A 9,843-nucleotide genomic window follows, 5' to 3' on the forward strand; every position below is an offset into this window, starting at 1 on the left:
AAAGTAATTGTTGGCATACGTAGATAACGTCCTTTCTATCCAAATAGATTTGTTCATAAGTATAACATATAAGATTGAAAATTCGAAATTTAAACTGTAAAAAAACACCAGCTAAAATAGCTGGTGCACCCGATAAATTATATAAGTTCAAATAAAAATGAGCGTAATTCTTCTGCATTTTCTTCAGACATCGAAAATGCATGCTCTAAGTAGCCTTGTTCGTTTAAATCGTCAGGACCAATGATAGCAAATTTGTTGCTTTGCATATCAAGGACTATCGTTTTACCGTAATGACGATCGGAGTATAAAAGCGCTAAATCATGACGCTCATTTTCCCCCAAAAAGCTAACGAAACGAGTTCTTGTAGCGACTGTATCGTCGTACAGAAAGAAACGTTCTTCCATACACATGGCTCCTTTATTAAATATCTAAGTTTAAGTGTGGTTTATGATCTAAATGGTGATGCGTTTTAATGAAACGTACTGTTCTTGTTTTGTAACGCAYTACGATAGAATATGTTTCAGCTAAATCTCCGCCAAGGAATTTCACGCCGTCTAATAATTCACCAGCAGATACACCTGTTGCTGAGAAGATTGCATCATCACCAGATACTAAGTCATCTAACATAAGAAGTTGACGAGGATCTTCTAATCCCATTTCACGACAACGAGCTTCTTCTTCTTCGTTCATTGGAACTAAGCGAGCTTGCATTTCACCTTCAAGGCATTTTAATGCTGCTGCAGAGATAACGCCTTCTGGAGCTCCGCCAATACCTACGAATAAGTCGATACCTGTTCCAGGTAAAGCTGTTGCGATTGATGCACCAACATCTCCATCACCAAATAGTTTTACGCGTGCACCTTTTGCACGAACACGGTCAATAATATCTTGATGACGTTCACGTTCTTGGATGATAACCGTTAGGTCACGAATTTTTTTATTGTTTGCTTCTGCTACAATATCAATTGTTTTTTCAATTGGATCATCTAAGCTAATTTTACCAGCTGCTTTTGGACCAACCGCGATTTTTTCCATGTACATATCCGGAGCATGAAGAAGGTTTCCTTTATCCGCGATTGCAATAACTGCCATTGCATTTGCAAGACCTTTTGCAACGATGTTTGTGCCTTCTAATGGGTCAACGGCGATATCTACTTCTGGACCGTTACCTGTTCCTAGTTCTTCACCAATATATAACATCGGTGCTTCATCAAGTTCTCCTTCACCAATTACAACTGTACCTGCCATGTTTACTGAATCGAACATATCACGCATAGCTGTAGTTGCTGCATCATCTGCTTCGTTTTTCTTTCCGCGGCCCATCCACTGTGCGGATGCTAAGGCTGCTGCTTCTGTTACACGGACAATTTCTAGTGCGAGTTCACGTTCCAAGGTTGCATTCCTCCAATTTCAAAAATCATACAAATATAACTATAACAAATAACGAGGAAAAGGTGAATTCGAAAAATTGTCGATTTTTTCAGAAGAAAGCGTTACAATTAAAATGTAAATGCTTTAATTCCAGGTAGGTGACATTCATGTACTTCGTAGACAGAAAAAAAATAGAACAAATGCTAGTATGTTTAGAACGAGCAACAAATACATTTCAAGAGAAAAAGACATATGAAACCGAGTTTGAATTTTACGCATTAGAGCGCATGGCGCATCTTATTATCGATTGTATATTAGATGTAGGGAATGCGATGATTGATGGATTTATTATGCGCGATCCAGGAAGTTACGAAGATATTATTGATATTTTAATGGACGAGAGAGTTATAAGTGGAGAAGAGGGAGCGCATATTAAAGAAATTATTCTTCTTCGAAAAATGCTTACGCAAGATTATATTCAAATGAATCATGATGAATTATATAAGACGATTCAAAAACATATCGCCGTGGTAGAGAAATACCCAGCGAATATTCACAGTTATTTAGAAAAGGAATTAGGACCTGTATCTGCATTTGTACCAGAATAATTGTGCTTATAAGATCCCCGGGAATTCCTTTGGGGATCTTATATTGTATAGGAGAAAGAAAAGGGAGAAGGGTGAGCTATGGGGGAAGCACGTACTACGAGAGAAGAGATTGTACAATTACTGAAGATAAAAGGAGAGCATACTGTAGCAGAATTAGCCGAAGCTTTAGAAATTACAGAGATGGCGATTCGTCGACATTTAAGTAAACTAGAAAATGATGAGCTAATTTATTCAAAGATGGTAAGGCAGCAAGTTGGACGCCCAACATATTTGTATGGATTAAGTCAAAAGGGAGAAGATACATTCCCGAAAGAATATAAGCAGTTTGCTATTGAAATATTAGATGATTTAGTTCGAATGGGCGATGAAAAAATACTTCGTTACGTTTTACAAGCGAGAACGAAACGAATGGAAGAACAGTTGCAAAAGAAGATAAGTAACCAAAGTAATTTAGCGTATAAAGTACAAGAAATAGCTGCTATGCAAGAGAAAAATGGTTATATGGTTCAAATAAAAAGGGATGGGGAACGCTCTTTCATACTTGAAAAGCAAAACTGTCCGTTAAAGGAAATAGCGGAGAAATTCCCGCAAGTGTGTGAGGATGAAAAAGATATGTACAAGCGGTTATTTACAGGTGCAAATGTGAAGGCGTTAACGAACATGTGCGTGGGCGATTGTAATTGTTCGAGCGGAGCAAGTATTCACAACGAGCATGGCTACAGCGAACTTTATTTATGAGCGTAAACAAGATGCAACTGTATATATGATTGGTGAAGAGGGCTTACACGCTGCACTTGTGGAAAAAGGCTTTGAACTTGTGGATGAAAATCCTGATTTCGTCATTGTTGGTTTAGATCGCGATATCACATATGAAAAATTAGCAAAAGCTTGCCTTGCTGTGCGTAACGGCGCAACGTTTATTTCAACAAATGGGGATATCGCAATTCCGACTGAGCGCGGATTATTACCAGGTAACGGTTCATTAACATCAGTTGTTGCAGTATCAACAGGTGTGGACCCAATCTTTATTGGTAAACCAGAATCAATCATTATGGAACAAGCGTTAAAAGTGCTTGGCATAGGAAAAGAAGAAGCTTTAATGGTTGGGGATAACTACGATACAGATATTTTAGCGGGGATAAATGCTAGTATGCATACCCTTCTTGTCCACACTGGAGTAACAACTGTGGACAAGTTAACAGAATATGAAGTACAACCGACGCAAGTTGTGCACAACTTGACGGAGTGGATTGAGAAGATGTAATGAAAKGCAGGTAACCGGAGGAGGTTGCCTGTTTTTTATTTCTAAAATAAAGACGCTAAAAATAGCCGTTCTATATCCCGCTCATACAAAGTACAAAGAAGACGAATAAAATGATAACAATACCAATGCCAAAGTTAAATACAAGAGTACTATCCATATATGTAACCTCCTTGTTTGAAAGTAAAAAGCACTCTGACTGGAGTGCTTTTTATTATCCGAATCTGTCGCAACGAACGCTGCAACGTATAGAAAGGTAATAATGGGTTTAAGAGTTATATTAATTTATGCATTAATTTTGTAAATGAGCAGGTCCTGCTCAGGTATAGAAAAAAAGACACTCTTTCGAGTGTCTTTCATGATGACAAAACGTGCCAATTGCTTGAGTTTGATAAGACGTTAATTTTCCGGTTAACAGTCTTTCTTAATCAAGAAGTGTAACAACAGCGATTCAAATAAATTTTAGCATTTTTTAAAGGGGTATGCGTATGTAACTATGCATATTACGATTAGAGGAGAATCAAGTTTGGAAAATGAATGAGTAAATACATATAGATTAGTAGAGTATTTGATAAGGAGCGAGATGAATGGATATACATAAGTTAACAGAAGAAGAAGCGAAAGAAATAAATACGTGGAAGTATGAAAATCCCTATACGTTATATAGCTTTTCGGGAGATGCTGAAGTAATAGAAGAGTTACTAGATGGGACGTATTACGGTTGTTGCGGAGAGAATGGAGAATTCATCGGCTATTTTTGTTTTGGAGAAAATGCACAAGTGCCAGGGGGAAGAGATGCTAATTTATATAGGGGAGAAGATGTAGTAGATATTGGGCTTGGAATGAAGCCGGAGTTAACAGGGAAAGGGATGGGGGGAATATTTTTTCAAGCGGGAATAGCATTTGCTACTGAGGAATTGAATTCGAAAATGTTTCGACTGAGTGTAGCGACATTCAATAAGAGAGCGATTAGGCTGTATAAAAACATTGGATTTCAAGTAGGACCTCTTTTTTTGAGCCGTGGAAGAGAGTTCATGCTTATGGAATATGAAAGGCCGTCAGTGTGAAACTGACGGCCTAGACCCCTTATTCCGAATGCTCAGCACGGTGTGCTAAACGGCTTGAAGCAGCGGCAGCGATTCCGCCAACGATATCATCAAGGAATGTGTGCACCTTTCCAGTTGATTTATCATTTAAGTATTCTAAAATACCTGGTTTTAATTTATCGATATATCCAAAGTTCGTGAAACCGATAGAACCGTACACGTTAACGATAGAAAGCGCGATGACTTCATCAATGCCATATAGTCCTTCATCGCGTTTTACGATATCTTGTAACGGCTGACTTAACATTCCTTTTTCAGCAAGGACATCAAGTTCAATGCCTGTAATCAGTGCGTTTTGTACTTCTCGTTTTGATAGTACACGCTCAACGTTATAGCGACATTCTGACATCTCTAAATTTGCATGGTATTTCTTTTGAAGAAAATGAACAAGTTCAGCAATATCGTCAATTGTTACACCGCGTTCTTGTAATAGTTTTAATGCTCTTTCTTGTAGTTGATTTGAGTCTTTCATGTTTATCACCTTTTTTTCTTTTTAGTATTTGTATACGTTTCGTTGCTTTATCATGTGCATAGGAATGAAAGGCGAGCACAAGCTCATATATATAAAGAAAAACCATAGGTGGCGACTGCGATGATTCAGCATATTTATGAGCATTATCACATGCATGTTAAAGAATTAATCCCCCTTGGCCCCTATAAAAGCTTTTGGATTCGCAACAAAATTTATGTACTTGTTCCAATTGGAGAAATGGAGGAAGAAGTACTTGTAGAGATGAAAAAGCTCAGTGATTATATGAACCAGCAAGGGGATATAACTGTTTCGACTTTCGTTCCGACTATACACGGCTACTATGTAAGTGAGATAGAAGAAAAAAATTACTGCTTATTAAAAGGTATGCGTATGTTAGAGCGACATGCTACATCATTAGGAAGTGAGCTTTCTATATTCCATAAACGTGGCGCATTCTTTCCAGAAGAAGTTGAGCAATTAAGCCGCATTGGTGAATGGAAAGCACTATGGGAAAAAAGGCTCGACCAATTAGAAAGGTTTTGGCAATCGCAAGTGATGAACCATCCTTCAGACGTATTCGATCAATTGTTTATTGAATCCTTCCCGTATTACTTAGGAGTTGCAGAAAATGCAATTCAATATGTTGTCGATACAGAAATGGACGATACACCACAAATAACTGACGCAGCAACAATTTGCCAAGAACGATTTACACCTTTATTATGGCAGCAAACGAAGCGTTTAAAACTTCCTTTTGATTGGGTATATGATCACCCAAGTAGGGATATAGCAGAATGTATTCGCTATATGATGATAGAAAAAAAGAAAGATTGGGAGCAAACGGTAGTTCAATTCATTACAGATTATGAACGTAATTATTCGCTCTCTTCATTTGGTTGGCGCTTATTATTCGCAAGGCTTCTGTTCCCGCTTCACTACTTTGAAACAATTGAACGATATTATCAAACAGGAAACGAAGAACAAAAAGGCATATATAGAGCCCGTTTAGAAATCATTTTACATGATGTGAAGCGCACTGAGCAATTTATGAATCATTTTTACGAGTCATTTCGTTTACCTGTTGATAAGTTAGGCATTAGGAAATTAGATTGGCTATCTTAAAATGAAAAAAGAGACCGGGTGAGGTCTCTTTTTTATATATCACAATTGTATGTAATACATTATGCCCCTACCTGTTGATCTGCACATATATTTAAAATGAATTGATGTCTTTCGATTTTTTCATTTACTTTACTCAATAATTCTTGCTGGATTTCTTTAAATAAAAATTGATAACTTGCATTCCATGTTGGTATAACGGATGAAAGGTCTAATAAATACTCTTTTTTCTTCTCTAGTTCTTGAATTGTTAAGAAAGTGTTCCCCATTCTTGGCATGTGTCGTCCCCCTATGTTTTTTTCTGTATATGTGTGAACGATTCTATAGTATTAATTATCGCACTTTTTGAGAAGGATTTCCAATTTTGTTTTATGATGTTAAAGGGGAAGTGTTATTTGAATAAAAAAAGAGACCCATTTGGGTCTCTTTCTAGGAAGCGATTCTGAACGAGCCGCTTCTGCTTTTAGATGTTATCTAGCTCTGGTGGCTAGCTCTTCGTGTCTAAGAACCTTCCGCATAAGAAGGCAAAAAGCGCCTCTTCGTCAGGAGCTCCAATGACCTTCTGTTCTGAACGAGCCGCTTCCGCTTTTAGATATTATCTAGCTCCAGCGGCTAAAATGTTCGGTGGCTTCGCTTCTTCCGCTGAGGCAAAAAGCGCCTCTATGTCAGAAGCTCCATCCTCCTCACATTTTGAACGAGCCGCTTCTGCTTTTAATTAAAATACTTGTTCTACTTCAATAACGCCTGGTACTTCTTCAAGTAGTGCGCGTTCGATACCAGCTTTTAGTGTGATTGTAGAACTTGGGCAGCTTCCGCATGCACCCATAAGGCGTAATTTTACGATACCTTCTTCAATGTCTACTAATTCAACGTCTCCGCCATCGCGAAGTAAGAATGGACGTAATTTATCTAATACCTCTAGTACTTGTTCTTGCATATGTGGGTTTTCCATTTTTATCGACTCCTTTCATCAGTTTTATTATAATCAAGATAGAGGGGAAAATCTATTTTTTCTCTTCTTGTTTTATTGTCAAAATATTATATCGTGTGTACAACGTGTTTTTTCAGTATAGGGGTATGGAATAAGTTTGTAAAATGATGTGCTTATGAAATAAGACATCTGAATATACTGTTAGAACGAGAAGTGGGGGAGAAGAAATGGTTAATGTGCAAGTGTATGGGACGAAAGTAATTTGTGCGAGCTGCGTTGGAATGCCATCTTCAACAGAAACGTTTGAGTGGTTACAAGCGGCGATTGGTCGTAAATATGAAGGACAAGAAAATAAATTTAAGTTTGAGTATATTGATTTTCAAGAAGAACAAGAAGATGAAGATAAAAAAGTATTCGCAGAGCGAGTAGTGGAGGAAGATCTATTTTATCCAGTCGTTCTTGTAAATGGTGAAATCGTTGGAGAAGGAAATCCACGTTTGAAGGATGTTTATGAAGAAATCGAGAAATATTTATAAAGCATGAAGCCTTTGCGAATTTGCGAAGGCTTTTTTTATTGGAGGGATAGATGTGGAGAATGGAATAAAACATGCTTTACCAGAAGAAGTAAAGCAATTAATGGAGCAGTACATAGTAGAATTAAAAGGAATTTTTTCGGATGAAAAAATAGTCGGGGTATATATTTACGGATCAATCGCGCTAGGAACATTTCATATAGAAACGAGCGATGTTGACTTTGTTACGGTAATAAGTGATTCCGTGAATGAAGCTGAAAAACAACAAATTATAGAACTGCATAAAAAAATTAGTAAAAGTACGTTAGGTAAAAGAATGGACGGTATGTATATTCCGCTTGCTGACTTGGGGAAATACAATCATGAAATAAATGAGTACGTGTATTGTGCAGATGGTAAGGCTGATATTGGTCATTGGGATATTAACGCGGTCACATGGTGGACATTGAAAAATCAAGGTATTACAGTTAGCGGGAAAGAAGTAGAAGACCTTTCCTTTCAAATAAAGTGGGACGATGTAGTAAATACAATGAAATACAACGTAGAACATTACTGGCTTGAAAAAGCGAAGCGTCCTTATTTATTTTTCATAGAAGAATGGGTAGAATCAGCTGTCGTTACGATGGGACGTATTTTATATACGTTAGATCATAAAACAATTGTTTCAAAAGATAGAGGATTACAATACATGTTGGAACTTTACTCTCATAAGTGGGAGCCTTTATTAAGGGAAGTAGAGCGAATGCGGCATAATCCAAAAGAAAAGCGAAAGCTCTCTAGGTGGAGAAGGGCTGATATGACGAAGCAGTATTTGCTGTATGTAATTGAAGAGTGTAGGGGGAAGTGGTAGGTGAATAGTAAAAGCATCCTTCATATAAAGGATGCTTTTACTATTTTTATATAATGAAAAAGTACTTTGCAAGGAATGAGAAGTCGAAAGATAATCTAAAATATGGATAGTTTCATGTGAAACATTATGCAATAGACTGTTCTTTTTGATGTTTATCCCGCATTAACGGGCAGTAAGACTCTCACTTCAAAATTCGGCTGGAGCAAAGAAGTTAGATGGGAGATCAACTGCCCGTAAAAGCCCGATTGGTGAAGGCTAATAATCAGTGGGGGATGAACAAAACCCCCACTGATTAAAGTTTCACTTTATAATGAAATCTTGCACTATTGCGCACTCCTTTAGAGATAGGTTTACTCTTCATCTTCATCATAATTGTATGTAGTCAAGTTTTGTAAGAAACTTTCAAAGTTAGGTGCTAATTCAATAATTTCCTCAAACTCATTATCGATAAATATAACTGGAGGATTTTCAGCTACGTTTCGATAGTCTAGTGCAATCCATGTATGGCCGTCCCCAGATAAAAGTACGAGATTCTCAGGCATTTCCCATTCCTGAATTAAATAATGGCTCTCTAAAATACTAGACTCATTTTCATCAAAAGAAATGCCATATAATCCAGAAACATTAACGTGATCGTCTGCCCAAGAATTTGGCTCTGAAGTAGGATGAGCATCAAGGCGCAGCGTTCCTCCGTTTTGTTCTTTTAGAAGATTTATGTACGATTCCGGAAGCTTTACGTTTAGTACTTCTTCAGCTTTTTTTATTAGTTCGTCGTTAATTGGTGCTAATTTTAAATAGTCATCTTCTGTCCAAAGTGTAGTCTTCATATTTGGTCACCTCAAATAATAGTTTTATAAACTTTATTTTGTATACTATAGTTAATTAAAATCTTGCGCAATAGAGAGGGAAGATATCATGATTAACCACAATAAAATTAAACAGCTGTTAGCACATGTAGATCGCGCTGAGGATAATGAAATTGAGTTAGAGTATGAATTTGAATCAATGACGATAGAGTTGTTTAATAGTGAAGAAATAGAAGAAGGACAACTTGGTTATAGCTTTGATGAAGAAGGACAAAGCTTAACTGGGAATGAAGAAGGAGATTGGAAAAAAGGATGGGTTGTAATTGGGATAGATTCGTATCTTGGARATCCAATCTTTGTAGATAGTAATGATGAGAATTGTCCAGTTTATACGGCAATGCACGGTGAGGGAGATTGGGAGCCGGAATGTATAGCTAAGCGTATAGAAGATGTTATTGAGAAAGTGAAGGGKAATGTGKGATAGTTGTGTGGTGATGAAGAAGAGCTCTAATTAGAGCTCTTTTTTGCTTTATTATTTCAAGCTCTTATTTGCCTGTTTTCGGTCTTGTTATGTAAAATGAAACTATAAATAAAATAAGCAGGTGAAAAGACACATGTCCAAGAAATTAGTTAATTTACGTATTGATTTTGCGTTTAAACAATTATTTGGTACAAGTGGTAGCGAAGATATTCTTATTACATTTTTGAATGCGATGTTACAGGAATCTTTGGAATCACCAATTGCTTCATTACAACTAGAGGATCCTCATTTGCATCGACAATATG

At 37.1% G+C, this 9,843-nt stretch carries 14 protein-coding genes and 1 pseudogene; 9 read left to right on the plus strand and 6 right to left on the minus strand.

From position 1 onward, the window contains the following. Positions 1 to 137: 137 nt before the first annotated feature. Together AC1DJR_RS00635 and glpX are read right to left on the minus strand one after the other, a co-directional pair. On the minus strand, positions 138 to 404 hold the full coding sequence (locus AC1DJR_RS00635) for a DUF3055 domain-containing protein (RefSeq protein WP_002015912.1): 267 nt from the start codon (positions 402 to 404) through the stop codon (positions 138 to 140). A 16-nt stretch (positions 405 to 420) separates the two neighbouring features. After that, a complete protein-coding gene (gene glpX / locus AC1DJR_RS00640; RefSeq protein ID WP_477001844.1) occupies positions 421 to 1,392 on the minus strand; it encodes a class II fructose-bisphosphatase in 972 nt (323 codons plus the stop codon). A 146-nt stretch (positions 1,393 to 1,538) separates the two neighbouring features. On the opposite strand from glpX, the gene AC1DJR_RS00645 reads away from it, so the two are divergent. The 4 genes and pseudogenes from AC1DJR_RS00645 to AC1DJR_RS00660 all read left to right on the plus strand — a co-directional run bounded on the left by AC1DJR_RS00645 (position 1,539) and on the right by AC1DJR_RS00660 (position 4,307). Then, complete coding sequence (locus AC1DJR_RS00645) at positions 1,539 to 1,979, plus strand: DUF86 domain-containing protein (RefSeq protein WP_002015910.1); 441 nt, start codon at positions 1,539 to 1,541, stop codon at positions 1,977 to 1,979. A gap of 78 nt (positions 1,980 to 2,057) precedes the next feature. Then, positions 2,058 to 2,717, plus strand: coding sequence for a helix-turn-helix transcriptional regulator (locus tag AC1DJR_RS00650; RefSeq protein ID WP_477001845.1), 660 nt, complete (start codon positions 2,058 to 2,060; stop codon positions 2,715 to 2,717). Next, positions 2,665 to 3,243: pseudogene (locus tag AC1DJR_RS00655) on the plus strand (TIGR01457 family HAD-type hydrolase); the annotation flags it as partial. The gene AC1DJR_RS00650 and the pseudogene AC1DJR_RS00655, both read left to right, overlap by 53 nt. A 584-nt stretch (positions 3,244 to 3,827) precedes the next feature. Then, on the plus strand, positions 3,828 to 4,307 hold the full coding sequence (locus AC1DJR_RS00660) for a GNAT family N-acetyltransferase (RefSeq protein WP_429686413.1): 480 nt from the start codon (positions 3,828 to 3,830) through the stop codon (positions 4,305 to 4,307). A gap of 19 nt (positions 4,308 to 4,326) precedes the next feature. On the opposite strand, the gene AC1DJR_RS00665 is transcribed toward AC1DJR_RS00660, so the two are convergent. Further along, positions 4,327 to 4,818, minus strand: coding sequence for a phosphatidylglycerophosphatase A family protein (locus tag AC1DJR_RS00665; protein ID WP_429686412.1), 492 nt, complete (start codon positions 4,816 to 4,818; stop codon positions 4,327 to 4,329). Between the two features lie 120 nt (positions 4,819 to 4,938). Here AC1DJR_RS00665 and yutH point away from each other — a divergent pair, with 120 nt between their 5' ends. After that, positions 4,939 to 5,940: a spore coat putative kinase YutH gene (gene yutH, locus AC1DJR_RS00670; protein WP_002089339.1), complete on the plus strand. Its 1,002-nt coding sequence runs from the start codon at positions 4,939 to 4,941 to the stop codon at positions 5,938 to 5,940. A 59-nt stretch (positions 5,941 to 5,999) separates the two neighbouring features. Here yutH and AC1DJR_RS00675 read toward each other — a convergent pair whose 3' ends face one another. After that, positions 6,000 to 6,215, minus strand: a complete 216-nt coding sequence (locus tag AC1DJR_RS00675; RefSeq protein ID WP_001137788.1) for a hypothetical protein — start codon at positions 6,213 to 6,215, stop codon at positions 6,000 to 6,002. 437 nt (positions 6,216 to 6,652) lie between these two features. Beyond that, a complete protein-coding gene (locus tag AC1DJR_RS00680) occupies positions 6,653 to 6,889 on the minus strand; it encodes a NifU family protein (RefSeq protein WP_000431159.1) in 237 nt (78 codons plus the stop codon). Positions 6,890 to 7,095: 206 nt separating this feature from the next. Here AC1DJR_RS00680 and AC1DJR_RS00685 point away from each other — a divergent pair, with 206 nt between their 5' ends. Both AC1DJR_RS00685 and AC1DJR_RS00690 read left to right on the plus strand, forming a co-directional pair. Next, positions 7,096 to 7,404 (plus strand): YuzD family protein, encoded by a 309-nt coding sequence (locus AC1DJR_RS00685; RefSeq protein WP_002068102.1) that lies wholly within the window; start codon positions 7,096 to 7,098, stop codon positions 7,402 to 7,404. Positions 7,405 to 7,456: 52 nt separating this feature from the next. Continuing rightward, positions 7,457 to 8,251, plus strand: a complete 795-nt coding sequence (locus AC1DJR_RS00690) for a nucleotidyltransferase domain-containing protein (protein ID WP_429688772.1) — start codon at positions 7,457 to 7,459, stop codon at positions 8,249 to 8,251. Positions 8,252 to 8,601: 350 nt separating this feature from the next. On the opposite strand, the gene AC1DJR_RS00695 is transcribed toward AC1DJR_RS00690, so the two are convergent. Beyond that, positions 8,602 to 9,078 (minus strand): SMI1/KNR4 family protein, encoded by a 477-nt coding sequence (locus AC1DJR_RS00695; protein WP_429688770.1) that lies wholly within the window; start codon positions 9,076 to 9,078, stop codon positions 8,602 to 8,604. An 88-nt stretch (positions 9,079 to 9,166) separates the two neighbouring features. Between AC1DJR_RS00695 and AC1DJR_RS00700 the strand changes: the two genes are divergently transcribed. Both AC1DJR_RS00700 and AC1DJR_RS00705 read left to right on the plus strand, forming a co-directional pair. Next, positions 9,167 to 9,541 carry a hypothetical protein gene (locus AC1DJR_RS00700; protein WP_477001846.1) on the plus strand — a complete coding sequence of 125 codons (375 nt, stop codon included), beginning with the start codon at positions 9,167 to 9,169 and terminating at the stop codon, positions 9,539 to 9,541. 130 nt (positions 9,542 to 9,671) lie between these two features. Next, positions 9,672 to 9,843: PD-(D/E)XK nuclease family transposase (locus AC1DJR_RS00705; RefSeq protein ID WP_477001848.1), on the plus strand; the 172-nt coding region annotated here is incomplete at its 3' end.

The organism is Bacillus sp. 05T31 (genome assembly GCF_056396725.1).

Bases quoted from the DNA above. Each gene is read 5' to 3' on its own strand.
- AC1DJR_RS00685 (WP_002068102.1), top strand. From the start codon at position 7,096: ATGGTTAATGTGCAAGTGTATGGGACGAAAGTAATTTGTGCGAGCTGC.
- AC1DJR_RS00680 (WP_000431159.1), bottom strand. From the start codon at position 6,889: ATGGAAAACCCACATATGCAAGAACAAGTACTAGAGGTATTAGATAAA.
- yutH (WP_002089339.1), top strand. From the start codon at position 4,939: ATGATTCAGCATATTTATGAGCATTATCACATGCATGTTAAAGAATTA.
- AC1DJR_RS00660 (WP_429686413.1), top strand. From the start codon at position 3,828: ATGGATATACATAAGTTAACAGAAGAAGAAGCGAAAGAAATAAATACG.
- AC1DJR_RS00650 (WP_477001845.1), top strand. From the start codon at position 2,058: ATGGGGGAAGCACGTACTACGAGAGAAGAGATTGTACAATTACTGAAG.
- AC1DJR_RS00645 (WP_002015910.1), top strand. From the start codon at position 1,539: ATGTACTTCGTAGACAGAAAAAAAATAGAACAAATGCTAGTATGTTTA.
- AC1DJR_RS00695 (WP_429688770.1), bottom strand. From the start codon at position 9,078: ATGAAGACTACACTTTGGACAGAAGATGACTATTTAAAATTAGCACCA.
- AC1DJR_RS00675 (WP_001137788.1), bottom strand. From the start codon at position 6,215: ATGCCAAGAATGGGGAACACTTTCTTAACAATTCAAGAACTAGAGAAG.
- AC1DJR_RS00635 (WP_002015912.1), bottom strand. From the start codon at position 404: ATGGAAGAACGTTTCTTTCTGTACGACGATACAGTCGCTACAAGAACT.
- AC1DJR_RS00665 (WP_429686412.1), bottom strand. From the start codon at position 4,818: ATGAAAGACTCAAATCAACTACAAGAAAGAGCATTAAAACTATTACAA.